Source organism: Streptosporangium sp. NPDC003464, assembly GCF_053588315.1.
On record NZ_JBSFPS010000135.1, the window covers coordinates 1 to 25765 of the forward strand.

Here is a 25765-nt window from a genome sequence, read left to right on the forward strand (position 1 = left end):
CCCGGCCAGCTCCGCGCCCAGCTCGCGCATCTCTTCGGCGGTCGCCACGATTCTCACTGCTCGATCACTCCTGTCGATCACTCCTGTCGATGGTCACGCCCGCCGGAGCCCCCGGAGCGGCTCCGGTGGGAATGCTCCCGCCCCGGGACCCGGTCTCACCGCTCGGCGCCGCCGGCGGCGCCGTCGGCCGCCGCCCGCTTGAGCAGGTCGCGCAGCGCGTCGTTGACGACGGTGGGCCGCTCCAGCTGCACCAGGTGCGAGCTGTCGGGGACCTCGGTGAACTGGGCGCGGGGCAGCGCCTCCGCCATCGCCCTGCTGTGCTCCACCGGCGTCAGCCAGTCCTTGTCGCCGACCATGATGGAGGTGGGCAGGCCGTCCAGCACCCGCAGCGCGTTCAGCTTGTCGTGCGACATCAGCGCCGGGTAGAAGTCGGCGATCACCTCGAACGGGGTGGAGCGGATCATCGACTCGGCGAAGTCCACCACCGTGGGACTGACGTTCTTGGAGTCGCCGAAGCCCAGATGGCGCAGGGCCAGGAAGGCCACGTCGTTGCCCGCCTCGCGGCCCCGGTCCACCAGGGTGCCGTTACGGCCCAGCACCGACACCGTGCCCGGGGTGATCTTGTGCACCGCCTTGGCCAGCAGCGCGGGCAGGCCCAGCGAGATCTCGGCCAGCTTGCCCGAGGAGGTGGAGATCAGCGCGACGCCCTTGATCCTGTCGCCGAACAGCTCGGGATACCGGTCGGCCAGCGCCATGACCGTCATGCCTCCCATGGAGTGCCCCACCAGCACGCACGGCCCGGGCACCAGCGCGTCGATCACCTCGGCCAGATCGTCGCCGAGCCGGTCGATGGTGGAGTCCTCGGCCGTGGTGCGCGGCGAGCGCCCGTGGGAGCGCTGGTCCCACAGGACCAGCCGGTGGGAGTCGCGCAGGTCGCGCCGCTGGTAGTGCCAGGAGTCGAGGTTGAGGGTGTAGCCGTGGCACAGCACCACGGTCAGCGGGGCGTCCTCGGGTCCGTCCACCTCGGTGTAGAGGGACACGCCGTCGGAGGTGACGACCGTGGCCGGCCGGCCGCGCAGCTCGCCCAGCGGCTCGTTCGCCTCCAGGTCGGGCCGGAGCCTGATGCGGCCGACGGCGTATCGCTTGGCGAGGGCCGCGGCGGCCACTCCCGCTGATGCCACACCGACGATCGCGCCCGCGATTCCGACCCTGCGCCGTGTGGTAGTGCTCATGCGACCCCCTGGGATGCCTCTCACCGGTAAACGCGTGGGACCCGCGAACCGATCCTGGTCACGATCTCATGCGTGATCGTGCCAAGGGAATCCGCCCACTCCTGTGCGGTCGGCTCGCCCTGCGAACCGTCGCCGAACAGGATCACCTCGTCCCCCTCCTCCAGTGGGTCGTCCCCCATGTCGATCACGAACTGGTCCATGCAGACCCGTCCGGCGATCCGCCGCCGCCGGCCACCCGCCAGCACCTCCGCCCGGTTGGTGGCGTGCCGCAGGACGCCGTCCGCATACCCGAGGGGGATCAGGCCAAGCGTGGTCTCGCGATCTGTCACGTAGAGGTGCCCGTAGGACACCCCCGAACCCGCCGGGACCCGCTTGGCCAGCGCGGTCCGCGCCACCAGGGTCATCGCGGGGCGGAGGCCGAAGTCCCCGAGCTCGGGCACGGGGCTCAGGCCGACGACCGCGATGCCCGCCCGGATCATGTCGTAGCGCGCCTGCGGCAGCGTCAGCACCGCCGCCGAGTTGGCGATGTGCCGGAGCACGTGGGAGCCTCCGGCGCCCGCCTTCTCCGCGATGACCAGGGCCTCGTCGAAGACGGCGAGCTGGGCGTCGACGGACGGGTGGCCCGGGATGTCGGCGCAGGCGAAGTGCGACCAGAGCCCGGCGACCTCGACCGTCCCCTCGGCCTGCCGGGCCATGGCACGGTCCACCAGCGCGGGCCATTCGTCGAACGCCGCACCGCCGCGGGTGAGGCCGGTGTCGGCCTTCAGGTGCACCCGGGCGGTCCGGCCCGCGCGGTGGGCGGTCCGGGCGATCTCGTCCACCAGCGCCGGGGTGGCGGCCGACAGCTCCACGTCCTGGGCGACCGCCTGGTCCAGCGGCTCACCGGGCGGGATGATCCATGACAGGATCGGCGCGGTGATCCCCGCGGCCCGCAGCTCCAGTGCCTCACGGATGTAGGCGGTGCCGAGCCGGGTGGCCCCGCCCTCCAGGGCGGCGCGGCCGCAGGCGACCAGCCCGTGTCCGTAACCGTCGGCCTTGACCACAGCCATCGTCTCGGCGCCGGGAGCGTGCTCCTTGAGCAGGGCGATGTTGTCCCGGATCGCCGAGAGGTCCACCCGTGCCTCGGCCGGGTTCATCGGGAAACTCATCTTTTCAGTCTGGCAGGTCAGTCGTCCCCCTGGAGCCGACCGGTGAGTGATTTGATGACTGTGGGTAAGGATTCGACCACGGTCCAGGCTGAGAGCGGGCCGTTCCGCCCCGCCGTTCCGTGCAGGTGGGCGGCGCAGGAGGCCGCGTCGTAGGCGCTGAGTCCCCCGGCCAGCAGCATGCCCGCGAGCCCGGCCAGCACGTCGCCGGTGCCACCGGTGGCCAGCCAGGGGCTGCCGGTGAGATTGATCCTGACCGGCAGCCCCTCCTGGGCGACCAGCGTGGTCGAGCCTTTCAGCAGCACGGTCACGCCCAGCTCCGACGCGGCCCGCCGTACGTGCTCCAGCCGCCGGGCCTCGATCCGCGCCCGCGGCACCTCCAGCAGCCGGGACAGCTCACCCGCGTGCGGGGTGATCAGCACCGGCGCGGCGCGGCGGAGCAGCGACCTGTCCTGGGCGACCAGCGTCAGGCCGTCGGCGTCCACGAGGACCGGGACGTCGCTCGCCAGCACCGAACGGGCGACGGCGAGCGCCTCGGGCCCGGTGCCGAGCCCGGGGCCGAGCACCCACGCCTGCACCCGGCCCACCTCGTCGATCCCCTCGCCCGGCCGCAAGGGCGTGATCACGGCCTCCGGCCAGCGGGCCCGCACCTCGGCCACCGGCTCGGCCACCCCCGCGTAGCGGACCAGGCCCGCCCCCGCCCGGACCGCCCCGCCGACGGCCAGCACCGCGGCGCCGGTGTAGCGGTGGCTCCCGGCGGCGATGCCGACGACGCCCCTGCGGTATTTGTCAGATTCCGCGTCCGGCCTGGGCAGCATCAGCGCCACGTCGGCGCCGGTCAGCGCGGTCGCCTCGGGGTCGGGCAGGCACGGTCCGAGCCCGATGTCGACGAACTCCACCCGGCCCGCGTTCACCGCGCCCGGGTCGACGAGCAGGCCGACCTTGCGGGCGCCGAACGTCACGGTGACGTCCGCCCGGACCGCGGCCCCGTCGACCTGCCCGCTGCCGGCGTCCACGCCGCTCGGCACGTCCACCGCGACCACCGCGCCGGGCGCCTCGCCGGCCAGCTCCGCGAGGGTGGCGTACGGCTCGCGCAGGGGTCCCGACCCGCCGATCCCGACCAGCCCGTCCACGACCAGGTCGGCGGCCTGGATGAGCCCGCGGGCCACCGCGGTGCCCGTCCCGCCCCCGGACGCGGCTCCCGGCGCCTGCGCCCGGCCGTCCGGGGAGTCCGCCCCCTCGCCTCCGGCCGGGGCGCCGTGGAGATCCGTCACGCCGTCCCTGGACGCCGCGTGGTCGCGGAGGTCGGTCACCCGGCCCCCGGCCCGCCGCAGGGCCGCCAGCCCGGCCCCGTGGACCCGCGTCCCGGCGAGGATCGCCTCCACCCTGGCCCCCCGGGACGCGAGGCGCGCCCCGGCGTAGAGGGCGTCACCCCCGTTGTCACCGCTGCCGATCAGCAGCACGACGCGGGAGCCGTACACCCGGCCGAGCATCTTGGCGCAGGTCACCGCGAGGCCGGCGGCCGCCCGCTCCATCAGCGTGCCCTCGGGCAGTCCGGCCATCAGCGCCGCCTCGGCCGCCCTGATCTGATCGGTGGTGTACGCGCTCAGCATGGTTCCGACGCTATCCCCCGCCGATCACCGGCGCGTGCTCCGGCAGGGCCGATCACCCATGCGTCCGGGATGGGCGGGGACGGAGTCGGGGTGGGACGGTCGCCCGCGCGTCCGGGGCGGGCCAGATCCTCCCCCGCGCGTGCCGGGACGGGTCAGCCCTCGGCGATCACGTAGGCGACGGCCACGCCTCCGTCGTGCGTCAGCGACACGTGCCAGCGTGTCACGCCGAGCGCGGCCGCGACCTCGGCGACCCGGCCGCTCACGTGCAGCTCCGGCCGGCCGTGCTCGCCGGTCCGCACCTCGGCGTCCAGGTGGGCCAGCCCCGGGGGCGCGCCGAGCGCCTTGGCCACCGCCTCCTTGGCCGCGAACCGCGCGGCCAGGGACTGCACGGCCAGCACCCGCTCGACGTCGGTGAACAGCCGCGTCCGCAGCGCGGGGGTCCGCTCCAGCGTCGCCTCGAACCGGGCCACGTCCACGACGTCCACGCCGATGCCCACGATCACGGCTCCAGGCTAGCGGAGCCCGCGCGCCGCGGCCCTCCATGGCGGCCGTCCGGAAGGGCCGGCCCGTACGGCGATCCCGATCTCTTCCCACTTTCCCGGACGGGTAATCCAGAGACGTTGTCCACAGGCTGTGGATTACCCGTCCGGGAGGAGGTCACCGGCCCCCACCGCGCTCCGGCGGGCCACCCCGGACCACCCGGACCACGGCGGGCCCAGTCACGCCGGATACGGGTACGGCGGGCAGGGCGGGGCGGACACGGGCACGGCGAAATCTCCGGGCCGCCGGGGACGGCCGCGCCGGACAACACGGGTACGGCGGGGCGGACAGGCACCGCGAGATCCCCGGACCGCCGGGGACGGCCACGGCGAGGACGCCTACTCCACCGTGACGGACTTGGCCAGGTTGCGGGGCTGGTCGACGTCGTGCCCCTTGGCCGCGGCCAGCTCACAGGCGAAGACCTGCAGCGGAACCGTGGCCACCAGGGGCTGCAGCAGCGTCGGCACGACGGGGATGCGGATCAGCGTGTCGGCGTAGGGCTCGACCGCGCCGTCCCCCTCCTCCGCGATGACGATGGTCTTGGCGCCCCTGGCCCTGATCTCCTGGATGTTGGACACGATCTTGTCGTGGATCACCCGCTGGCCCGACGGCGACGGGACGACGACCACGACCGGCAGCCCCTCGTCGATCAGCGCGATCGGGCCGTGCTTGAGCTCCCCCGCGGCGAAGCCCTCGGCGTGCATGTAGGCCAGCTCCTTGAGCTTCAGCGCCCCCTCCAGCGCGACGGGGAAGCCCACGTGACGGCCGAGGAAGAGCACACAGCGCTCGGTCGCCAGCGAGCGGGCCAGCGCGCGGACCGGCTCCACGGTCCCGAGCACTTCCTCCACCTTGAGCGGCATCCGGGACAGGTGGTCGATGATCTGGGAGATCTCGTCGCCGAACTTGGTGCCCCGGGTCTGGGCCAGGTAGAGCGCCACGAGATAGCAGGCCACGAGCTGGGTCAGGAACGCCTTGGTGGAGGCGACGGCGATCTCCGGGCCCGCGTGGGTGTAGAGGACGGCGTCGGACTCGCGCGGGATCGTGGAGCCGTTGACGTTACAGATGGCCAGCACCCGGGACCGCTGCTCGCGGGCGTGCCGTACGGCCATCAGCGTGTCCATCGTCTCGCCGGACTGGGTGATCACGATGATCAGCGTGTCGCGGTTGAGGATCGGGTCGCGGTAGCGGAACTCGCTGGCCAGCTCGACCTCGCACGGCACGCCGGCCCAGTGCTCGATGGCGTATTTCGCGATGAGCCCGGCGTGGTAGGAGGTCCCGCACGCGACCACGATGATCTTGCTGATGTCCCGCAGCTCCTGGTCCGACAGCCGCATCTCGTCCAGTACCAGCCGCCCGTCGGGCCCGATCCGGCCGAGCAGCGTGTCGGCGACCGCCCTCGGCTGCTCGGCGATCTCCTTGAGCATGAAGTAGTCGTGGCCGCCCTTCTCCGCGGCGGAGGCGTCCCAGTCCACGTGGTACTCCCGCGTCCGGGCCGGGTGGCCGTGGAAGTCGGTGACCGTGATCCCCGACGGGCGCAGCTCCACGACCTGGTCCTGGCCGAGCTCGACCGCCTCCCGCGTGTAGGCGATGAACGCCGCCACATCCGAGCCGAGGAAGTTCTCCCCCTCACCGCGTCCGACCACCAGCGGCGAGTTCCGCCGCGCCCCCACCACCACCTCCGGCTCGTCCACCGAGATCGCCAGCAGCGTGAACGCCCCCTCCAGCCGCCGGCACACCCGGCGCATCGCCTCCGCCAGGCCGTCCCCGGACGAGCGCTCCAGCAGGTGCGCCACCACCTCGGTGTCGGTCTCGGAGACGAGCTTGTGCCCGTCGTTCTCCAGCTCGGCCCTGAGCTCGGCGAAGTTCTCGATGATGCCGTTGTGGATGACCGCGATCCGTCCCTCGCAGTCGGTGTGCGGGTGGGCGTTGCGGTCGGTCGGCGCGCCGTGGGTGGCCCACCGGGTGTGCCCGATCCCCGCCGTCGCCGGCGGCGCCGGCCGCGAGGCCAGTCTGGCGCGCAGGTTGACCAGCTTGCCCGCCCGTTTCTCCACGGTCAGCGCCCCGTCGGCCCCGACGAGGGCGACCCCGGACGAGTCGTACCCGCGGTATTCCAGACGGCCGAGCCCCTCGATCGCGACCTCGACGGCCTGCCGCCTGCCGACGTATCCCACGATTCCACACATGGTCAACCCCCTTCGTCATGGGAAAGATCGACCGCCGAGCCTATGGAGAACCCCCTGGAGAACCCAAGAATCCTGCCCGGGATCGGGCAACGCCGTACCCGCCCCGAAGCACTTACGACCGATCAGTAGGCTTCGGGGCTATGGCCAACGGGTGGGACGCGACGCCGTACGTCGAACTGAGCCGGGCGCAGTGGAGCGAGCTCCGCAAGAACACGCCCCTGACGCTCACCGAGGACGAGCTTGAGGAGCTGCGCGGCGTCGACGACCCGATCGACCTGGCCGAGGTCACCGACATCTACCTGCCGCTCACCCGGCTGCTCAACCTGCACTTCACCGGGGCCAGGCAGCGCAGCGCGGCGCTCAACACCTTCCTCGGGGCCAGCCAGCGGCCGGCACCGTACATCCTGGGGGTCGCCGGCAGCGTCGCGGTCGGCAAGTCGACCACCGCCCGGCTGCTGCACACCCTGCTGGCCCGCTGGCCCGAGCACCCCCGGGTGGACCGGATCACCACCGACAGCTTCCTGCACCCGAACAAGGTCCTCGCCGAGAAGGACATCATGCACAGGAAGGGCTTCCCGGACAGCTACGACCGGCGGGCCCTGGTCAGGTTCGTCGCCGACGTCAAAGCCGGCCTGCCCGAGGTGAGCGCCCCCGTCTACAGCCACCTGGAGTACGACATCGTGCCCGGGGCGACCCAGACCGTGCGCCGGCCCGACATCCTCATCGTCGAGGGCCTCAACGTCCTGCAGCCCGCCCCGCCCACCGCGCTGGCGGTCAACGACTACTTCGACTTCTCCATCTACGTCGACGCCAAGGTCGAGCACATCCGCGACTGGTACGTCGACCGCTTCCACAAGCTCCGCCGCACGGCCTTCGAGGACCCCAAGTCCTACTTCAGGCACCTCGCCGAGCTGTCGGACGCCGAGGCGACCGAGTTCGCCAGGAACGTGTGGCGCGACATCAACGAGCGCAACCTCGTGGAGAACATCGCCCCCACCCGGGGCAGGGCCGGCCTGGTGCTGCACAAGGGCGCCGACCACTCGATCCGGCGGGTGCGGCTGCGCCGCGTCTGACCCCGGCGCACGCCCCGGACCGGGCCCTGCGGGGTGCCCCGGCGGCCGCGGCCTACGGGAAGCGGGCGACGAAGCGGCGTTGCCAGGGCGTCTCGACGGCGTGTGGAGCGTAGTGCTCGCGGACGTAGGCGACCGCCTCGCCGCCGGGGACCCCGTCGAGTACGGCGAGGCAGGCCAGGGCCGTGCCGGTGCGCCCCTGCCCGCCGGCGCAGGCGATCTCGACGCGTTCGGACCCGGCCCGCGCCAATGCCTCGCGCAGCGCGTCGGCGGTCGCCACGCGGTCGGACGGCAGCCAGAAGTCGGGCCAGCGCAGCCAGCGGCTCTCCCAGGCGACGGGCGGTGGCCGGCGGCCCAGCAGGTAGAGCGCGAAGGCGGGCTCCGGACCCTGCGGCAGCGGCCGCCTCAGTCCCCGGCCGCGGACAAGCCGTCCCGAGGGCAGCCGTAGCACACCCGGCGCCGCAGGCTCCCATGTAGCGATCATGGTGCGAGCGTAACCGCCCCGCCCGTCGCCGGTCAGGCGGTTTTCCGCGGATCCCCGGGGGCCGCGGGCCGGTCCCCGGGCTCCGGTGAGCGGCGGATCACGACCTAGGGTTGGCTCCGTGCTGCATCTACGTGTGATCAGTCCGGCGGAGCTGACGGACGACGTCCTGGAGCTGCTCGACGGCGCCGTGGGGGTGGTCAACCTGGTCCTGCTCCCCGGCGCGGCCCGCTCCCCCAAGGGCGACCTGGTCCAGTTCGACGTCGCGCGGGAGGCCGCCAACGAGGTGATCGAGCGGCTCCAGCGGCTCGGCCTGTGGGCGGAGGGCTCCATCGCGGCCGAGCAGGTCGACCTGTCGCTCTCGGAGGCGGCCGACCGCGCCGAGCGGGAGGCGCCGGGCGAGGGGGACGACGCCGTGGTCTGGGCGGAGTTCGCCCGGCGGGTCAGCGACGACTCCCGGCTCACCTGGGCCTTCCTGGCGTTCCTGGCGATCGCCACCCAGATCGCGGCGATAGGCGTGATCGTCAACTCGCCGGTCCTCATCGTCGGCGCGATGGTGCTGGGGCCGGAGTTCGGGGCGATCGCGGCCGTCTGCTTCGGTCTGCTCCGGGGCGACCGGCGGCTGATCGGCACCGCCCTCCGCACGCTGGCCGTCGGCTTCGCGGCCGCCGTCGCGGTCACCTTCGCCTGCGCGCTGGTCTCGCGCGGGCTGGGCTGGATCGAGCCGTCCAGCCTGACCGGCCACAAGGAGATCGAGTTCATCGTCAAACCCGACAGGTGGTCCTTCATCGTGGCGCTGCTCGCCGGGGCGGCCGGGGTGCTGTCGGTCACCGCGGGCAAGTCCTCGGCCCTGGTCGGCGTGTTCATCTCGGTGACCACGGTCCCCGCCGCCGGATACTTCGCGGTCGCCGCGGCGCTGTCCCGCTGGGACGACATGGCGTGGTCGGTCGCCCAGCTCGGGGTGAACATCGCGGGCATGGTCATCTCCGGCACCGTGACGTTGATCGCCCAGCGGGCCTACTGGTCGAGGTTCGGCGTGCGGCTCCCGCTCCGGCGGCCGGGCGGCCCCGGGCCCGGGTAGGAGCCCGGCCCGCCCTTGCGGATGAGGGGCGGCTCCTTCGCGGGGCGGAGGAATCCGCGCCATCCGGTAGGTAGTGTCCGACCATGACTATCCTCGCCACCGAGGGACTGACCAGACGTTTCCCCCGGGTGACGGCACTGGACCGGCTCACCGTCACCGTCGATCCCGGCGTGACCGGCCTGGTCGGCGCCAACGGCGCGGGCAAGTCCACGCTGATAAAGATCCTGCTGGGCCTGCTCGAACCCTCCGCCGGAGGCGCCCAGGTGCTCGGCATGGACGTCACGACCCACGGCGCCGAGATCCGCCGGGCCGTGGGTTACATGCCCGAGCACGACTGCCTGCCGCCGGACCTGTCCGCCACCGAGTTCACCGTGCACATGGCCCAGATGTCGGGCCTGCCACGCACCGCGGCCCGGGAGCGCGCCGCCGACGTGCTGCGCCACGTGGGACTTTACGAGGAGCGCTACCGCGCGATGGGCGGCTACTCGACCGGCATGAAGCAGCGGGTCAAGCTGGCCCAGGCCCTGGTGCACGATCCGCGCCTGGTCCTGCTGGACGAGCCCACCAACGGCCTCGACCCGCAGGGCCGCGACGAGATGCTCGCGCTGATCCGCAGGATCGGCACCGAGTTCGGCATCAGCGTGCTGGTCACCTCCCACCTGCTGGGCGAGCTGGAGCGGGTCTGCGACCACGTCATCGTCATCGACGGCGGCAGGCTGCTGCGCTCGTCGTCCATCTCCGAGTTCACCCAGAACACCCAGACCGTGGCCGTGGAGGTCGAGGAGGGTCAGGAGGCCCTGGCGGCGCGCCTGGCCGAGCTGGGCGAGACCGTCACCGTCCACGGCCGGATGCTCCTGGTCGGCATCCGGGCGCCGGAGACCTTCGACACCCTCCGCGACGCCGTCTGCGATCTCAACCTCTGTCTCGTCCGCATGGAGCAGGGCCGCCAGCGCATCGAGGACGTCTTCAGGGAGCCGGTCAATGTCTGAGCCGACGGGTGTCATCCACGACATCGGATACCGCCACTACGAGGGGGTGCGGCTCGGCCGCGCCCACGCCGCCGTGTCGCTGGCCGTGCACAGCCTGCGCGGGGTGTTCGGACTGGGCCGCACCGCCCGCTCGAAGATCATTCCGTTCCTGCTCGCGGGCGTCATGATGCTCCCCGCGGTCGTCTCCATCGCCGCCATGGCGCTGATCAAGCAGGAGGTGATCGGCTACACCGCCTACGCGGTCACCATGCAGGCCGTACTGGCGATCTTCCTCGCCTCGCAGTCCCCATACGCGGTCGCGCCCGACCTGCGCTTCCGCGTGCTGCCGCTCTACCTGTCGCGCCCGGTGACGCTGGCCGACTACGTCGGGGCGAAGCTGGCGGCGATGGCCGTGGCGATGTTCCTGCTGCTGGCGGTCCCGCTCACCGTGCTGTTCGTCGGCGAGGTGGTCATCGACCTGCCCGGGCCGGCGCACACCACCGCCTACCTGACCGGCATGGCCGGGGCCGTCGCCTACGCCGTGCTGCTGTCCTGCCTCGGCGTGGCCATCGCCTCCTTCACCCCCAGGCGCGGTCTGGGGGTGGCCTCGGTCATCGCCTTCTACCTGCTCACCTCGGCCGTCTCCACCGTCGTCGCCGCGACGATGGAGTCGGTGAACAACTACACCGCCGCCGCGTGGGCCTGGATGATCAACCCGTTCTTCCTCGTCGACGCCGCGGTGCAGGTGGGGATCTTCGGCGCGGCCCCCGCGGCGCCCACCACCTACCCGACGGGGGCGGGCGTGGCGGCGTCGATCCTGATACTGCTCGGGCTGATCGCGCTGTCGGTGACCGCCCTGATCCTGCGCTACCGGAAGGCGGCCGCGCGATGAGAATCGAACTGGCCCAGGTCTCACGCTGGTACGGCAACGTGGTCGCCGTCAACGACGTCACCATGACCATCGGCCCGGGCGTCACCGGCCTGCTCGGCCCCAACGGCGCGGGCAAGTCCACGCTGCTGCACATGATGGCCGGCTTCCTGGCCCCCTCCGGCGGCACGGTGACCCTGGACGGCACGAAGATCTGGCGCAACCACGAGGTCTACCGCTCGATCGGCCTGGTCCCCGAGCGGGAGGCCGTCTACGGCTTCCTCACCGGCTGGCAGTACGTGCTGTCCAGCGCCAGGCTCCACCGCCTGCCCAACCCCGACGACGCCGCGCGCAAGGCGCTGGCCATGGTCGAGATGGAGCCGGCCAAGGACCGCAGGGTCGAGACCTACTCCAAGGGCATGCGCCAGCGCGTCAAGGTCGCCGCCGCGCTCGTGCACGACCCGGAGGTGCTCCTGCTCGACGAGCCGTTCAACGGCATGGACCCGCGCCAGCGGCTGCACCTGATGGACCTGATCGGCGCCATGGGCACCGCGGGCAAGACCATCCTGTTCAGCTCGCACATCCTGGAGGAGGTGGAGCGGGTCGCCCAGCACATCGAGGTCCTGGTCGCCGGCCGGCACGCCGCCTCCGGTGACTTCCGCGAGATCCGCCGCAGGATGACCGACCGGCCCCACGTGTTCCGGGTCCGCTCCAGCGACGACCGCCGCCTGGCCTCGGCCCTGATCGCCGACGCCTCCTCGGGGTCGGTCTCGCTCACCGGGGCCGGCCTGGAGGTGCAGGCCGTCGACTTCCGCCGGTTCACCTGGCTGCTGCCCCGGATCGCCCGGGACAGCGGCGTGCGGGTCTGGCAGATCTCCCCGGCCGACGAAGACCTGGAGAGCGTCTTCTCCTACCTGATCAACAGGAGCAGCTGACCATGAACGGTGTCATCGCCGGAATCTCCTACCGGGCGCTGCTCGGCCGCCGGCGGGTCTGGCTGCTGGTCATGCTGCCGCTGGTGCTGATCGGGCTGGCCCTGCTCCTACGGCTGATCGACAGCGGGGGCGAGAACGCCACGGTCACGCTCATGCGGACCTTCGCCGTCGGTACCATGCTGCCGCTGCTGGGCCTGATCGCGGGGACCGGCGTGATCGCGCCCGAGATCGACGACGGCACGATCATCCACCTGCTGGCCAAGCCGATCTCCCGCCCGGTCATCGCGCAGACCAAGTTCCTGGTCGCCGCCTCGGTCCTCGCGCTGTTCGCCGCCGTGCCGACGTTCGTGGCGGCCTACCTGCTGGTCGGCCTCGAATCCGGGATCGCCTACGGCTTCGCCCTCGGCGCCCTCGTCGGCGGCATCGCCTACGCCGCGGTGTTCATGCTGCTGGGTGTGCTCACCCGCCACGCGGTGACGATCGGCATCGCCTACGCGCTGGTCTGGGAGGGCGTGGTGGGCAACTTCGTCCCCGGGGCCCGCAGGTTCTCCATCCAGCAGTGGGCCCAGTCGGTCGCCGACCAGCTGTCGTCCTCACCGTTCCTCACCACCGAGATCACGCTCGGCTTCGCCGTACCCGCGCTGCTGGCCGTCACCGTCGGCGCCGTCGTCTGGGCCGGCCAGCGTCTGCGGAGCTTCTCCCTCACCGGCGACGAGTGACCGCGCGTGCGCCCTCCGCCGCGGGGGCGCACGCGCACGGCCCGGCCGGGGCCGACCGTGCTCGGAGCGGCCGGGGCGGACCGTGCTCGGAGCGGCCGGACCCCGGGTGTGACGGCGGGGCCCGGGATCCGGGGGCTCCGGGGACGGGTCGTCACGAGGGCGACCGCCGGCAGCGGTCGCGGAGCCTGGCGAGGAGGCCGGTCCGCAGCCCGAACGCCACCAGGATCAGCGTCCCGGCCGCCGCCAGGAGATACCAGGGCCGGAGGGCCGCCGGCACGGCCGCTCCGTGGGCGGCGGCGGCCGCCGCCGCGGCGCCGGCCGGCAGCTCGTCGGAGTGGGTGGCGCAGACGATCGGCCGGTCGGCCGCCTCGGTGCTCGCGCAGGCGACGGTGGCCAGGCGCAGCAGGTCGTCCGGCGTGGCCTGCACCTCCGCGGTGGTGTGGAAGGCGGTGTCCTTGCCCGCCTTCAGGTCGACGGTCCAGACGACCCGCCCCGGCTCCGCCTCGCCGTGGCGGTCGGCCGACAGGAGCTTCAGCCCGGCCGGCAGGCTCTGCGTCAGCCGCAGGTCGTCCGCGTCGGTCGTGCCGGTGTTGCGGACGGTCACGGTGTAGCTGAGCCGGTCCCCCTGCCGGGCGCTGGTGCGGCCGTTGTCGACGCTGATGCTCAACGTGGGGGCCGTCCCGGCGGTCTCTCCGCCCCGGCCCTCGCCCCGGCCCTCGCCCGGGGACGGCCTGTGCGGGGACGCCACCGCCGCGGGTGCGGCGAGGGCGACGAGGATGAGGACGAGGGCCGCGCCGGCTCCGCGGCCGGCGGCGCGCCGTACGGCTCCGCCGGGACGGTTGTCTGCCATGGCTTCTCCTTCGCGTTGCTCACGGACTCGGGTTACTCGGGGACTCGGGTCACTGGGGGCCCGGGGCTCACGGGCTCCGGACTCACCGGCTCCGGACTCACGGGCTCGGATCTCGGGACCCGGGGCTCGGGTCTCGGGGACCGGCGGGCGCGGTGGCGCGGTGGCGCGGTGGGCACCGTGCGCGCGGTGGGACGTCGGCGGCGGGTCATCTGGCCGTCACGACGTAGTCGATCGTCGCCGTGTAGCGGCCGGACGGCACGAAGGGGATGTCGACCTCGTAGTCGTTGCTGAGGCCGTCCCCGCCCGGCGCCGACGGGAGCGACTGCCCGTACACGAGCACCGGGTCGGTGGTGGACAGGGATCGGAAGGCCGAGGTGCCGTGCTCGCGCACGCGCAGGTTGGCGATCGGGATGCGGGTGCTCTCGCCGGGCCGTACCGGGACGAGCTCGGCGGCCGTCGCCCGCGCCGTGACGGTGTAGCCGTCGACGCTGTTGGTGACGACCGTCATCGTCACCACGTCCTCGCCCCGCACGGTCGTGTCCGGCAGGCCGGTCAGCGTGAATCCGTCGGTCAGCCCGGCGATGGTGATGCTGGTGGCCGTCACGGGGAGCACGACGGAGCAGCGCGGGTCGGTGCCGCCGGCCGGGCAGGTGCTGCCGGTGGAGGCCGAGGTGACCCGGTTGCCGAGCTCCGTGTCCCCGGTGGCCGGGTCGGCGACGGTCACGCTGAAGGTGACGACCGCGCTGGCGTCCACGGGCAGCGCGCCCGTCCAGGTCAGCACGGGCTCGGCGTAGACGACGGTGCCGGTGGTGGCGGTCGCGTCGCCGTTGTAGGCCGCGTCGTCCAGCACCCCGGCCAGCGAGTCGGCGAAGGCGGCGGCGTCGTAGGGCGCCTCGCCGGTGTTCGTGGCCGTGATCGTGTAGTGGACGGTGCCGCCCGTGACGACGTCGCCGCTGGTGTCGGCGGCCTTGGTGATGCTGAGCTCCGGGGTCAGGACGGTGACGGTCACCGTGCAGCGCGGGCCGGTCCCGCCGGCCGGGCAGGTCGAACCGGGCGCGGTGGAGACGGCGGTCCCGGTCAGCGCCTTGTCGCCCCGGACGGGGTAGGCCACGGTGACCGAGTAGGTGACCGTCACCGTGGCGCCGACCGCGAGGTCGCCGGTCCAGGTCAGCACCGGCTCGGTGAAGGTGACGGTGCCGGTGGTGGCGGTCGCGTCGCCGTTGTAGACCGCGTCGTCCAGCATCTCCGCGAGCAGGCCGGTGATCGTGGCCCCGGGCTGGTCGGTCTCGCCGGTGTTGGCGGCGGTGACCGTGTAGCGGACGGTGCCGCCCGCGACGGCGGTCCCCCGGTCGGCGGTCTTGGTGACCGTCAGTTCCGGCACGAGCAGGCGGACGAGCGTGGCGCACGCCGGCGCGGTGCCACCGGCTGGGCAGGTGCTCCCCGGGGCGTCCGAGGTGACGGCGTTGCCGAGGACCTTGTCGCCGGTGACGGCGGCATTCACCGTGACGGAGTAGGTGATCGTGGCGCTCGCCCCGACCGCGAGGTCCCCGGTCCAGGTCAGCACCGGCTCGGCGTAGGCGAGGACCCCGGTGGTGGCGACGGCGTCGCCGCCGTAGGCCGCGTCGTCGAGCAGGCCCTCCAGCGCGTCGGTGACGCTCACCCCGGTGTACGGCGTCTGCCCGGTGTTGGTGATCGTGATCGTGTAGCCGACCGTGCCGCCGGGAGTGGTGGTCGGGGTGCCGGCGGTCTTGGCGATGTCCAGGGCGGGGATCAGCACGGTGACGGTCGCGCTGCAGGCGGGGTCGGTGGAGCCCACCGGGCAGGTGCTGCCCGGCGCCGAGGAGGCGACGGCATCGGTCATGATCCTGTCCCCGGTGTCGGGGTCGTCGGCGGTGACCGTGTAGGTGACGGTCACCGTCTCGCCGACCGCGAGGTCCCCGGTCCAGGTCAGCACCGGCTCGGCGTAGGCGAGGACCCCGGTGGTGGCGACGGCGTCGCCGCCGTAGGCGGCGTCGTCCAGCACCCCGGCCAGCACGTCGCTGACGCTGATGCCGGTGTAGGCGGTCTGGCCGGTGTTGGCGACCGTGACCGTGTGGCGCACGGTGCCGCCGGGGGTCGTGGTCGCCCGGTCGGCGACGGTGGAGACGGCCAGGCCGGGGATCAGGACGGTCACCGTCGGGGCGCAGGCCGGGTCCGTGGTGCCCGCCGGGCAGGTGCTGCCCGGCGCGCCCGACGTGGCGGTGCCGGTGAGCCGCCTGTCGCCGGTGTCGGGGATGTCGACGGTGACCGAGTAGTCGATGGTCGCCGACTCCCCGACCGCGAGGTCCCCGGTCCAGGTCAGATCGGTCCCGGCGAAGGTGACCGTGCCGGTCGTGGCGGCCGCGTCGCCGCCGTAGGCCGCGTCGTCCAGCACCCCGGCCAGCGCGTCGGTGACGCTCGCCCCGGTGTACGGCGTCTGCCCGGTGTTGGTGACGGTGATCGTGTAGCCGACCGTCTCACCGGGTGTGGCGGTGACGGTGTCGGCGACTTTGACGATCCTCAGGGCCGGGACGAGCACGGTGACGAGCGTGGTGCACGCCGGGGCGGACCCGGTGGACGGGCAGGTGCTGCCCAGGGTGTCGGAGACGACCCGGTTGACGATCCGCTTGTCGCCCGGGTCGGGGTCGCGCGTGGTGACCGAGTAGGTGATCGTGGCGCCCGCCCCGACCGCGAGGTCGCCGGTCCAGGTCAGGTCGGATCCGGCGAAGGTGACCGTACCGGTCGTGGCGGTCGCGTCGCCGTTGTAGACCGCGTCCGGGAGCACCCGGGTGAGGCGGTCGGTCACCGTCGCCCCGGTGTACGGCGTCTGGCCGGTGTTGGCGACCGTGACCGTGTAGGTGACCGTGCCGCCGGGCGTGACCGTGGTCCTGTCCGCGCTCTTGGAGACGGACAGGACCGGGGTCAGCACGGTCACGGTCGCGCCGCAGGCCGGGTCGGTGCTCCCGGCGGGGCAGTTGGTCCCCGGGGTGTCGGAGGTCAGGACGGCGGTCAGCGCCTTGTCGCCCGGGTCCGGGTTCCGCACCGTCGCCGAGAAGGTGACGGTGACGGTCTGGCCGACCGCGAGGGGGCCCTGCCACCGGGCCTGGCCGCTGCCGGGCACGAAGGTGAGGTTGCCCGCCGAGGCCGTCCCGTCGCCGTTGTAGGTCGCGTCGTCGAAGACGCCGGCCAGCAGGCCGTCCACGACGGCGTCGCTGTAGGGCGTCTGCCCGGTGTTGGCGATCGTGACCGTGTAGCCCACCACCCCGGCCGGGACGGCCGTGGCGGCGTCCGCCGAGGTCGTGATCGTGATCTTGGAGGTCAGGACCTCGTTGGAGCAGCGGGGGTCGGAGCCGCCGGCCGGGCAGGTGGTGCCCGCGGTGGTGGAGGTCACCGCGCTGGTCAGCCGCTGGTCGCCGGCGCCCGGGGCGGCGGCGGTGACGGTGACGGTGTAGGTGACGGTGGCCCCCTGGCCCGGGGCGAGGCCGCCGGTCCAGGTCAGGGTCTGGCCGGCGAAGGAGAGCGAACCGGTCGTGGCCGTCGCGTCGCCGTTGTAGACCGCGTCGTCCAGCACGCCCGCCAGCGCGTCGGTGAATGTGGCGGCGGCGAAGGGGACCTGCCCGGTGTTGGTGGCTCTCACCGTGTAGGTGACCGTGCCGCCGGGCGTGGTCGAGGCCCGGTCGGCGGTCTTCACGATCGTCAGCGCCGGGGTGAGGAGCACGACCCTCGCGCTGCACGCCGTGTTCCCGCTGGCGGGCGGGCAGGTGCTGCCGGCGTCGGCGGACACCGCCGAGTTGGTCAGGAGCTTGTCCCCGGCGCTGGGGGCCTCCGCGGTGACGGTGTAGGCGACGGTCGCGCTCGCGCCGACCGCCAGGTCGCCGGTCCAGGTCAGGGTCTGGCCGGCGAAGGAGACCGAACCGGTGGTGGCCGTCGCGTCGCCGTTGTAGACCGCGTCGTCCAGCACGCCCGCGAGCGAGTCGGTGACGGTGGCGCCGCTGTAGGGGGTCTGGCCGGTGTTGGCGACCGTGACCGTGTAGGCCACGGGACCTCCGGGGACGGCGGCGCTCCGGTCGGCGGCCTTGGTGACCGTCAGCTCGGGGACCAGCACGTTGACGACGACGGTGCAGCCGGGAGCGGTCGCCACGGGGCAGGAGCTGCCCTGCGCCGTGGAGACCGCGGTGAGGGGGATCACCCGGTCGCCCTGGTCGGGGTTGTTCACCGTGACGCTGCCGGTCAGCGTGACGCTGCCGCCCACGGGGATGTTCCCGGCCCAGGTCAGCCCGTCCAGGCCCAGCGACAGCGATCCGGACGTGGCGGCCTGGTCGCCGTTGGGGACGGCGTCGTCGAGGCCGTCCACTCCGTTGAACAGGACGCTGATCCCGTTGTACGGCGTCTGCCCGGTGTTGGACATCACCGTGGTGTAGTGCACCACGTCGCCCGGTCTCACGGTCGGCGCGTCGGCCGTGGTCACGATGGACAGCCTGGCCACGGTCACCGTGGCCGTGCAGCGCGGGTCGTCGCTGCCCACCGCGCAGTTGCCGCCCGGCGACGCCGACACCAGGGTGTTGGTGAGGATGTCGTCACCCGCGCCCGGGGAGCCGGCCGTCACCGAGTAGGTGACCGTGGTCGATCCGTCCGCCGGGACGTTCCCGGTCCAGCTCAGGAGCGGGCCGACGACGGTGACGAGGCCCGTTCCGGCCGTGGCGTCGCCGTTGTAGGCGGCGTCGTCCAGCGCCCCGGCGAGCTCGTCGGTGAACGCCGCGCCGGTGTAGGGGGTGAGCCCGCTGTTGCTGATCGTGATGGTGTAGGTGACCACCTGGCCCTGCGCGGCCGAACGGGTGTCGGCGGACTTGTCGAACGTCAGCGTCGTCGCCTGGGTGACCGGGACCCGGGCCGTGCAGCGCGGGTCGTCCCCGCCGGCGGGGCAGGTGGTGCCGGGGGTCGTGGAGGTGACCGTGCTCGCCAGGTCCCGGTCGCCGGTCACCGGGTTGTCGACGGTGACCGTGTAGGTGATCGTCGCGCTCGCCCCCACGGCCAGGTCGCCGGTCCAGGTCAGGTCGGTCCCGGCGAAGGAGACCGAACCCGTGGTGGCCGTCGCGTCGCCGTTGTGGACCGCGTCGTCCAGCACGCCCGCCAGCGCATCGGTGAACGACGCCCCCGTGTAGGGGAGCTGCCCGGTGTTGGCGGCCGTGATCGTGTAGGTGATCGTGCTCCCCGGCACCGCCGACGTGGGGCTGACGCCCTTGGTGATCGTCAGGGCGGGGACGAGGACGATCACGTTGCCGGTGCACCTCGGGTCACCGCTCGCCGGGGCGCAGTTGCCGCCGGTGGTGGGCGAGGAGATCGTGCCGGCCAGGTTCCTGTCGCCGGGGTCGGGGTCGCGGACGGTGACCGTGTAGGTGATCGTCGCGCTCTCCCCGACCGCCAGGTCGCCGGTCCAGCTCAGGTCGGTCCCGGCGAAGGAGACCGAACCCGTGGTGGCCGTCGCGTCGCCGTTGTAGACCGCATTGTCCAGCACGCCCGCCAGCGCGTCGGTGAACGACGCCCCCGTGTAGGGGGTCTGCCCCGAGTTGGTGACGGTGACCGTGTATCCGACGGTGCCGCCCTGGACCGTGGTGCCGGTGTCGGCGGCCTTGGTGATCGTCAGACCGGGGACCAGCACGTCGAGGTGGGCCGTGCAGCGGGGGTCGGAGCCGCCCGCGGGGCAGGTGTTGCCCGGCGCGTCGGAGACCAGCGTCCCGGTCAGGACCCGGTCGCCCGTCGGCGGGTTCTTGACCGTCAGGGTGCCGGTGATGGTGACGACGCCTCCGACGGGGATGTTCCCGGTCCAGGTGATGCGCGTGGCGTCGAGGACGAGGGTGCCCGAGCCGGCGACCTGGTCGCCGTTGGGGATGGCGTCGTCGACGGTGCCGGCGGTGGCGCTGAAGACCCTGATCCCGGTGTAGGGGACCTGGCCGGTGTTGGTGAAGGTGGCGTTGAGGCGGACCACCGAGCCGGGGGCCGCGCCGGTCTGGGCGTAGCTCTGCTCCAGCACGAGGCGGGCCACCGGGACCGAGACGGCGCACCTGGGGTCGGTGCTCCCGGCCTGGCAGTTGCTCCCCCGCGCCGCTGAGACGGCGGTGCTCGCGAGCAGCGCGTCACCGGGGTCGGGGTCGCGCACCGTGACCGAGTAGGTGATCGTCGCGCTCGCCCCCACGGCCAGATCACCGGTCCAGCTCAGGTCGGTCCCGGCGAAGGAGACCGAACCGGTCGTGGCGGTCGCGTCACCGTTGTAGACCGCGTCGTCCAGCACGCCCGCCAGCAGGTCGGTGACGGCCGCGCCGGCGTAGGGCGTCTGCCCCGAGTCGGTGACGGTGAGCGTGTAGCGGACGGTGGAGCCGGGCGCCGCCGTGGAGGCGTCCGCGCCGGCGACGACGGTCAGCTCCGGCACCAGGACGGCCACCGACGTGGCGCACCGGGTGTCCGCGCTCCCGGCGGGGCAGTTGCTCCCCTGCACGGAGGAGACCGCGACGGTGTCCAGCCGCCGGTCTCCGGGGTCGGGGTCGCGCACCGTGACCGAGTAGGTGATCGTCGCGCTCTCCCCCACGGCCAGGTCGCCGGTCCAGGTCAGCGTGGGGCCGGTGACGCCGGCCGAGCCGGTCGTGGCGGCCGCGTCGCCGTTGTAGGCGGCGTCGTCCAGCACCCGGGCCAGCGACTGGGTCACCTGGGCGCCGGTGTAGGGGGTCTCCCCCGTGTTGACGACCGTGATCGTGTGAGTGACCGTGCCGCCCGGCGTGACCGTCTGGGCGTCGACGGCGTCGGTGATCGTCAGGGCCGGGACCAGGACGGTGACCACGGTGAAGCAGCCGGGTGAGGTCGCGCCGATGACCGGGCAGGTGCCGCCGGGCGCGGCGGAGGTGATGGAGGTCCGCAGGACCTTGTCGCCGGTGACCGTGCCGTTCACCGTGACCGAGCCGGTGATGGTGACCGTCGCGCCGACCGCGATGTCCCCGGTCCATATGATCGTGCCGTCCGGGGCCAGGCTGAGGCTGCCCGCGTCGGCGGTGAGGTCTCCGTTGTAGGTCGCGTCGTCGAGCAGGTCGGTGATGTCGAATCTGGCGCTGACGCCGGTGTACGGGGTCTGCCCGGTGTTGGCCAGCGTGACCGTGTACGGCACGACGTCTCCGGGGACCGTCGTCGACGCGTCCGTGGCGGTGGTGATCGTCAACTGCGGGACGAGGACCGTCACGGCGGTGGCGCAGCCGGGGTCGGCGCTCCCGGCCGGGCAGTTGCCGCCGGCGGCCGGCGAGGTGACCAGGTTGGCGAGCGTCCTGTCTCCGGGGTCGGGGTCGCGCACCGTGACCGAGTAGGTGATCGTCGCACTCGCCCCCACGGCCAGGTCGCCGGTCCAGGTCAGCGTGGAGCCGGTGACGCCGGCCGAGCCGCTGGTCGCCGCGGCGTCGGCGTTGTAGGTCGCGTCGTCCAGCACGCCGGCCAGCGCGTCGGTGACCGTCGCGGCGGTGTACGGCGTCTGCCCGGAGTTGGTGACCGCGATCGTGTAGCGCACGACGGATCCGGGGGTCGTGGTCGAGGTGTCGGCCGCCTTGGCGACGGTCAGGCGGGGGACCAGGACCGAGACGCTGGTCGAGCACGCGGGTGCCTGGTTGCCCGGCGGGCAGGTGTTCCCCGGCGCGGTGGAGACGATGGAGGTCCGCAGGGTCCTGTCGCCGGGGTCGGGGTCCCGGACCGTGACCGACCCGGTGACGGTGACCGTCTCCCCGAGCGCGAGGTCGCCGGTCCAGGTGACGGTGCCGTCGGGGTTGAGTACGGCGCTGCCCGACGTCGCGGCGGGGGCGCCGTTGAACGTGGCGTCGTCCAGCACGCCCGCCAGGGAGGCGGTGAAGCCCGTCGCGGTGTACGGCGTCTGCCCGGTGTTGGCGGCTGTGAACGTGTAGCGCACGACCGATCCGGGGGTCGTGGTGGTGACGTCCGCGCTGCTGGTGATCGCCAACGCCGGGACCAGGACGGTGACCGTCGCGGCGCACTGCGGTCCGGGGTTCCCCGGCGGGCAGGTGCTGCCCGGGGTGCCGGACAGGACCGTGCCGGTCAGGCTGCGGTCGCCGGGGTCGGGGTTGCGCACCGTGACCGTGTAGGTGACGGTCGTGCTCGCGCCGACCGCGAGGTTCCCGGTCCAGGTCAGCGTGGAGCCGGCGGACGACAGGGCGCCGCTGGTCGCGGTCGCGTTGCCGTTGTAGACGGCGTCGTCCAGCACGTCCGCCAGCGCGTCGGTGAAGGTCGCCCCGGTGTAGGCGGTCTGGCCGTTGTTGGTGGCCGTGACGGTGAAGCGGACCGTCCCGCCGGGCGTCGCCGTCGTGACGTCGGCGGTCTTGACGATGGACAGCCCGGCGACGGTCACCGTGGCGGAGCAGCGGGAGTCGGCGCCGCCGGCCGGGCAGGTGCTGCCGACCGTCGGCGAGGTCACCACGTTGGCCAGCACCTTGTTGCCGGTGTCGGGGCTGTTCACCGTGACCGAGTAGGTGATGGTGACGGTCGCGCCGGCCGCCACGTCGCCGGTCCAGGTCAGGGTCTGGCCGGCGAAGGAGAGCGAACCGGTGGTGGCCGTCGCGTCCCCGTTGTAGACCGCGTCGTCCAGCACGCCCGCCAGCGCGTCGTTCACCGTGACGCCGGTGAAGGCGCTCGGCCCGGTGTTGTCCACGGTGATCGTGTAGCCGACCGTGCCGCCGGCGACCGCCGAGGAGGTCCCGGCCGTCTTGACGATGACCAGGGGACCGACCGTGACGACCAGCGTCGCCGGCCTGGCGGCGCTCTGGCCGTTGGCGTCGACCACCTGGAAGGTGACCGGGTAGCTGCCCACCGTGGTCGGGGTGCCCGACAGCACGCCGGTGGCGGCGTTCAGGGTCAGCCCCGGCGGCAGACTCCCCGCACCGACCGACCACGTGTACGGCCCGACGCCGCCGCCGACGGTCAGCGGGATGCTGTAGGCCACCCCGGCCTGCGCGGCCGGCGGCGCGGGGAAGGTGAACGACGGCTGGGCCACGATCGTCAGGCTCACGGCCTCGGTGTCGCTCTGGTCGCGGGCGTCGACCACCCGGGCGGTGAAGGAGTAGGTGCCCGCCGTGGTCGGGGTGCCCGACAGCACGCCGGTGGCGGCGTTCAGGGTCAGCCCCGGCGGCAGACTCCCCGCACCGACCGACCACGTGTACGGCGCGGTGCCCCCGCCGACGGTCAGCGGGACGCTGTAGCCGACGCCTGCCTCCCCGCCCGGCGGCGTGGGGAAGGTGAACGACGGCTGCGGCGCGATGACCAGGGTGACCGCCCGGGTGGTGCTCACGTTGCCGGCGTCGACCAGCCGGGCGGTGAAGGAGTAGGTGCCCGCCGTGGTCGGGGTGCCCGACAGCACGCCGGTGGCGGCGTTCAGGGTCAGCCCCGGCGGCAGGCTCCCCGCACTGACCGACCACGTGTACGGCGCGGTGCCCCCGCCGACGGTCAGCGGGACGCTGTAGGCCACGCCGGCCTCCCCGGCCGGCGGCGCGGGGAAGGTGAAGGCGGGCGGGGAGTTGGGGGTGGCGGCGGCCGAGCGCTCGGACGGCTGGCCGGGGCCGGCCGCGTTCACGGCGGCCACGGTGAAGGTGTAGGCGGTCCCCGGGGTCAGGCCGGTGACGGTCTGGGTGGTCGCGGTGCCGAACGTCTGGGTGGGCTGGGCGACGCCGTCGACGTAGGGGGTCACGACGTAGCCCGTGATGGCGCTGCCGTTGCTCGCCGGGGCCGTCCAGGAGAGGGTGGCGGAGGAGGTCCCCGCGGTGAGCGCGGTGATGGTGGGCCGGCCTGGGACGTCGTAGGGGACGACCGCGTTGGAGGCCGGGCTGGCCGATCCGGTGCCGACCGAGTTCACCGCGGCGACGGTGAAGGTGTAGGACGCGCCCGCGGTCAGCCCGGTCAGCGTCCGGGTGGTGGCCGAGGCGTTGAAGGTCACCGGGGTCTGCGCCACGCCGCCCAGGTAGGGGGTGACGACGTAGCCGGTGATGGCGCCGCCGTTGTTGGCCGGCGCCGTCCAGCTCACCGTCGCGCTGGTCACCCCCGCCACGGCCGCGGGCGCGGCGGGCGCCGAGGGGCTGGCGACGTAGGTGTAGGCGGCCGAGGCGTCCAGGCCCTGGGTGACGACGTTGATGTTCACCGTGGCGTTGGCGGCCCTGGAGGGCATGGAGGGGATGGTCAGCGTGCCGTTGGCGTTGACCGTGAAGCAGCCGCTGGTGGCCCCGGACGCGCAGGACAGCAGGACGACGGGGGTGCCCGCCTCCTGCTGGGCGGTGGTGCCGATCTCGATGGCGGTGGCGTTGGAGATGTTCGTGCCGCTCACGGTCACGGTGTTGCCACCGCCGATCGAGCCGAGTGCCGGGCTGACGGTGATGCCGGTCGGCGCCGACGGGAGGGTGCCCGCGGTCGTCGACGACGAGTAGCCGGGGTTGGCGTCGACCGAGGACGCCGTGGCCACGGTCGTGCTCTGGATCAGCGCCGGCGTGACGCCGCTGCCGGTGACGACGCCCACCACGGTGAGTGCCGGCAGCGTCGCCCCGGCCGCGAACGGGCCGTTGCCGTTGGTGCAGGTTATGGATCTCCCGGACGGCGCGGCGCAGACCCATCCCGTCCCGTACGCGCCCACGGGCACCGTGCCGGACGGCAGGGTCTGGGTGATCGAGATCGGTGAGGCCTCGGCGAGGCCCGCGGCGACGCCCGCGGCGACGGAGTAGGTCACGGGGTCGCCCGCCTGTAGCGCCGTGGCGTTGTAGCTGGTCTGCGCGACCGTCAGCTCGGGGACGGCGCTGATCGTGGAGACCGTGGCCTCGTCGATCTCGTGGAAGTCGGTCACGCTCCCGGTGGAGGCCACCCAGCCGAACGCGAGCTGCCGGGGGATGCCGCTGGAGTTCAGCCAGCTCGCCGGGTAGAGGCCGGAGGTGACCGAGGGCAGCGTGCCGGTCAGCGTCCTGGTCGCGCCGCCCACCAGGGTGACCAGGACGCGGTAGCTGTTGGCCGGCACCGACATGCCGGCGGCGGTGGTGAGGACCGAGCCGGTGGGGTTGATGCCCACCTGGACCGGGACCGCCGTACGGCTGCTCGCCCGCAGGGCGAGGGCGCTGGAGCTCGTCGAGGTGGCCGTGCTGTTGATCGCGCAGTATCCGACGGTGCCGTTGCCCGGCCCGCGGACCAGGACCTGGCCGGGCACCCGGACGCTGCCCGTCCCGATGTAGGCGGGGTTCGTGCAGCCGCTCCCCTGGTAGGTGCTGTTGCTGAAGTTCCCGTAGACGTCGAGGCCGATGCCGAGGTAGCCGTAGGCCAGGCCGGACAGGCTGCTGGTGGCGGAGTAGCCCAGCGCGCCGCCCAGCTGGCCGATGTTGGCCGGGGACTGCGGGTTGGCCGGGTCGACCGCCGCCAGCACGAAGGTGATGCCGTCGGCCCCGCCGCCGCCGTACTGGTAGGTGTTGAACGCCACGTCGAGCCCCTGCGAGGTGGGCACGCTGGCGGCGCTGAAGACCCCGCCCGCCTTGCTGGTGGTCGCGTTCGTCAGGCGCAGCTTCCCGGAGCCCGCGCTGTCGGTGCTGGTGGTGCAGCTGCGCAGGACGCCGGTGCTGCTGTTGCCGGAGGCGGTCAGGCACGCGAAGTTGGTCGTGCCCGTGCCGCTCGGCAGCGCGGGCAGCACCACGCTGCCGGTCCCGCCGGCCGTGTTGTTGTGGAAGGGCTGGTTGAACAGGACCGTGCCGGCCGCCGACGCGGCCGTCGGCGCCAGCGTGGTGGACGTGCCGGTCAGCGCCGAGCCGGTCATGGCCAGGACGAGGATCCGGGCGATCGACCTTCTGCACCGGCCGTACCCGCCGTACCGGCGCGCCCGGGTGCCCGCGGCGGGGTGGCCGCGCCGTCCGGGCCGCGTACCCGCGCGGACGGCCCCGTTCATCGCCGCCCCTGCGAGCCGGGCGGCGCCGCCCGCCACCACGCCAAGCCGGTGTACGAGGAGTTCCCCGGCTGGCAGGAGGACATCACCGGCGCCAAGACCTTCGAGGACAGATCGGAAG

14 protein-coding genes are annotated in these 25765 nt (G+C 73.4%); 6 read left to right on the forward strand and 8 right to left on the reverse strand.

Annotated elements, in window-relative coordinates; translation table 11 throughout:
* Positions 1–155: 155 nt before the first annotated feature.
* From ACWDS7_RS27160 to glmS, 5 genes are all read right to left on the reverse strand, one after another.
* Entirely contained in the window at positions 156–1232 is a 1077-nt protein-coding gene (locus ACWDS7_RS27160) for an alpha/beta fold hydrolase (RefSeq protein ID WP_451931576.1), read from the reverse strand.
* A gap of 20 nt (positions 1233–1252) precedes the next feature.
* Positions 1253–2380 carry an alanine racemase gene (gene alr / locus ACWDS7_RS27165; RefSeq protein WP_451931577.1) on the reverse strand — a complete coding sequence of 376 codons (1128 nt, stop codon included), beginning with the start codon at positions 2378–2380 and terminating at the stop codon, positions 1253–1255.
* Positions 2381–2397: 17 nt separating this feature from the next.
* The gene (locus ACWDS7_RS27170) at positions 2398–3990 is read right to left on the reverse strand and encodes an NAD(P)H-hydrate dehydratase (protein ID WP_451931578.1); all 1593 of its coding nucleotides are present in this window, start codon (positions 3988–3990) and stop codon (positions 2398–2400) included.
* A 152-nt stretch (positions 3991–4142) separates the two neighbouring features.
* Entirely contained in the window at positions 4143–4493 is a 351-nt protein-coding gene (locus ACWDS7_RS27175) for a holo-ACP synthase (RefSeq protein ID WP_306859531.1), read from the reverse strand.
* 375 nt (positions 4494–4868) lie between these two features.
* Positions 4869–6713, reverse strand: a complete 1845-nt coding sequence (gene glmS, locus ACWDS7_RS27180) for a glutamine--fructose-6-phosphate transaminase (isomerizing) (RefSeq protein WP_451931579.1) — start codon at positions 6711–6713, stop codon at positions 4869–4871.
* 140 nt (positions 6714–6853) lie between these two features.
* On the opposite strand from glmS, the gene coaA reads away from it, so the two are divergent.
* Positions 6854–7786, forward strand: coding sequence for a type I pantothenate kinase (coaA, locus tag ACWDS7_RS27185; RefSeq protein WP_451931580.1), 933 nt, complete (start codon positions 6854–6856; stop codon positions 7784–7786).
* 52 nt (positions 7787–7838) lie between these two features.
* On the opposite strand, the gene ACWDS7_RS27190 is transcribed toward coaA, so the two are convergent.
* Positions 7839–8267, reverse strand: coding sequence for a protein-tyrosine phosphatase family protein (locus ACWDS7_RS27190; protein WP_451931581.1), 429 nt, complete (start codon positions 8265–8267; stop codon positions 7839–7841).
* Between the two features lie 118 nt (positions 8268–8385).
* On the opposite strand from ACWDS7_RS27190, the gene ACWDS7_RS27195 reads away from it, so the two are divergent.
* The 5 genes from ACWDS7_RS27195 (at position 8386) to ACWDS7_RS27215 (ending at position 12835) form a co-directional block, all read left to right on the forward strand.
* Positions 8386–9345 carry a DUF389 domain-containing protein gene (locus ACWDS7_RS27195; RefSeq protein WP_451931582.1) on the forward strand — a complete coding sequence of 320 codons (960 nt, stop codon included), beginning with the start codon at positions 8386–8388 and terminating at the stop codon, positions 9343–9345.
* A gap of 83 nt (positions 9346–9428) precedes the next feature.
* Positions 9429–10334, forward strand: a complete 906-nt coding sequence (locus ACWDS7_RS27200) for an ABC transporter ATP-binding protein (protein WP_451931583.1) — start codon at positions 9429–9431, stop codon at positions 10332–10334.
* The gene (locus ACWDS7_RS27205) at positions 10327–11205 is read left to right on the forward strand and encodes an ABC transporter permease (protein WP_451931584.1); all 879 of its coding nucleotides are present in this window, start codon (positions 10327–10329) and stop codon (positions 11203–11205) included. Before ACWDS7_RS27200 ends, ACWDS7_RS27205 begins: the two co-directional genes overlap by 8 nt.
* Complete coding sequence (locus ACWDS7_RS27210; protein ID WP_306859545.1) at positions 11202–12116, forward strand: ABC transporter ATP-binding protein; 915 nt, start codon at positions 11202–11204, stop codon at positions 12114–12116. The genes ACWDS7_RS27205 and ACWDS7_RS27210 overlap by 4 nt, the downstream gene beginning before the upstream one ends.
* Before the next feature lie 2 nt (positions 12117–12118).
* The gene (locus ACWDS7_RS27215) at positions 12119–12835 is read left to right on the forward strand and encodes an ABC transporter permease (protein WP_306859547.1); all 717 of its coding nucleotides are present in this window, start codon (positions 12119–12121) and stop codon (positions 12833–12835) included.
* Between the two features lie 151 nt (positions 12836–12986).
* On the opposite strand, the gene ACWDS7_RS27220 is transcribed toward ACWDS7_RS27215, so the two are convergent.
* Positions 12987–13685, reverse strand: coding sequence for a hypothetical protein (locus tag ACWDS7_RS27220; RefSeq protein ID WP_451931585.1), 699 nt, complete (start codon positions 13683–13685; stop codon positions 12987–12989).
* A 205-nt stretch (positions 13686–13890) separates the two neighbouring features.
* Positions 13891–25518 (reverse strand): DUF7927 domain-containing protein, encoded by an 11628-nt coding sequence (locus ACWDS7_RS27225; protein WP_451931586.1) that lies wholly within the window; start codon positions 25516–25518, stop codon positions 13891–13893.
* Positions 25519–25765 lie beyond the last annotated feature (247 nt).

Coding starts and splice junctions, on each gene's coding strand:
- ACWDS7_RS27160 (WP_451931576.1), bottom strand. CDS start 1,232: ATGAGCACTACCACACGGCGCAGGGTCGGAATCGCGGGCGCGATCGTC.
- alr (WP_451931577.1), bottom strand. CDS start 2,380: ATGAGTTTCCCGATGAACCCGGCCGAGGCACGGGTGGACCTCTCGGCG.
- ACWDS7_RS27170 (WP_451931578.1), bottom strand. CDS start 3,990: ATGCTGAGCGCGTACACCACCGATCAGATCAGGGCGGCCGAGGCGGCG.
- glmS (WP_451931579.1), bottom strand. CDS start 6,713: ATGTGTGGAATCGTGGGATACGTCGGCAGGCGGCAGGCCGTCGAGGTC.
- coaA (WP_451931580.1), top strand. CDS start 6,854: ATGGCCAACGGGTGGGACGCGACGCCGTACGTCGAACTGAGCCGGGCG.
- ACWDS7_RS27190 (WP_451931581.1), bottom strand. CDS start 8,267: ATGATCGCTACATGGGAGCCTGCGGCGCCGGGTGTGCTACGGCTGCCC.
- ACWDS7_RS27200 (WP_451931583.1), top strand. CDS start 9,429: ATGACTATCCTCGCCACCGAGGGACTGACCAGACGTTTCCCCCGGGTG.
- ACWDS7_RS27205 (WP_451931584.1), top strand. CDS start 10,327: ATGTCTGAGCCGACGGGTGTCATCCACGACATCGGATACCGCCACTAC.
- ACWDS7_RS27210 (WP_306859545.1), top strand. CDS start 11,202: ATGAGAATCGAACTGGCCCAGGTCTCACGCTGGTACGGCAACGTGGTC.
- ACWDS7_RS27215 (WP_306859547.1), top strand. CDS start 12,119: ATGAACGGTGTCATCGCCGGAATCTCCTACCGGGCGCTGCTCGGCCGC.
- ACWDS7_RS27220 (WP_451931585.1), bottom strand. CDS start 13,685: ATGGCAGACAACCGTCCCGGCGGAGCCGTACGGCGCGCCGCCGGCCGC.
- ACWDS7_RS27225 (WP_451931586.1), bottom strand. CDS start 25,518: ATGACCGGCTCGGCGCTGACCGGCACGTCCACCACGCTGGCGCCGACG.